The following is a 1187-nucleotide window of genomic DNA, read 5'->3' on the forward strand; positions in this document are numbered from 1 at the left end:
AGCCCGCGGGCTTACTTGGTGATCTTGGAGACGACGCCGGCGCCGACGGTGCGGCCGCCTTCGCGGATGGCGAAGCGCAGGCCCTGCTCCATGGCGATCGGGGCGATCAGCTCGACGCCGAAGCTCACGTTGTCGCCCGGCATCACCATCTCGGTGCCTTCGTTCAGTTTCACCGTGCCGGTCACGTCCGTCGTGCGGAAGTAGAACTGCGGACGGTAGTTGGCGAAGAACGGCGTGTGACGGCCACCCTCTTCCTTGGTCAGGATGTAGGCCTCGGCCTCGAACTCGGTGTGCGGGGTGACCGAGCCGGGCTTGCACAGCACCTGGCCGCGCTCGACGCCGTCACGCTCCACGCCGCGCAGCAGCGCGCCGATGTTGTCGCCCGCCTCGCCGCGATCCAGCAGCTTGCGGAACATCTCGACGCCCGTGCAGGTCGTCTTCTTGGTGTCGCGGATGCCCACGATCTCGATCTCGTCGCCGACGTTGATCACGCCGCGCTCGACGCGACCCGTCACCACGGTGCCGCGGCCCGAGATCGAGAACACGTCCTCGACCGGCATCAGGAACGGCTGGTCCACGGCGCGCTCGGGCGTCGGGATGTACTCGTCGACCGCCGCCATCAGCTCGCGGATCGAGTTCTCGCCGATCGCCTCGTCACGGCCTTCCATCGCCGCCAGCGCCGAGCCCTTGACGATCGGAATGTCGTCGCCCGGGTACTCGTAGGAGGACAGCAGCTCGCGCACTTCCATCTCGACGAGCTCCAGCAGCTCCTCGTCGTCGACCTGGTCGACCTTGTTCATGTAGACCACGATCGCCGGGATGCCGACCTGGCGGCCCAGCAGGATGTGCTCGCGCGTCTGCGGCATCGGGCCGTCGGCCGCGTTCACAACCAGGATCGCGCCGTCCATCTGCGCCGCACCGGTGATCATGTTCTTGACGTAGTCGGCGTGGCCCGGGCAGTCGACATGCGCGTAGTGGCGCGCGTCGGTCTCGTATTCCACGTGCGCCGTCGAGATCGTGATCCCGCGCGCCTTCTCCTCCGGAGCCCCGTCGATCTGGTCATACGCACGGAAGTCGCCGAAGTACTTCGTGATCGCCGCCGTCAGCGTCGTCTTGCCGTGGTCAACGTGACCGATCGTCCCGATGTTCACGTGCGGTTTCGTGCGTTCAAACTTTGCCTTGGCCAT

1 protein-coding gene is annotated in these 1187 nt (G+C 66.6%); it reads right to left on the reverse strand.

The window, feature by feature from the left end; translation table 11 throughout:
- Positions 1 to 11: 11 nt before the first annotated feature.
- Positions 12 to 1187: elongation factor Tu (gene tuf, locus R5H30_RS21720; RefSeq protein WP_318330864.1), on the reverse strand; the 1176-nt coding region annotated here is incomplete at its 5' end.

This window comes from Roseobacter sp. FCG-D35 (assembly GCF_033436665.1).
In the GTDB taxonomy this organism is placed as follows: Bacteria; Pseudomonadota; Alphaproteobacteria; order Rhodobacterales; family Rhodobacteraceae; genus JAWQFO01.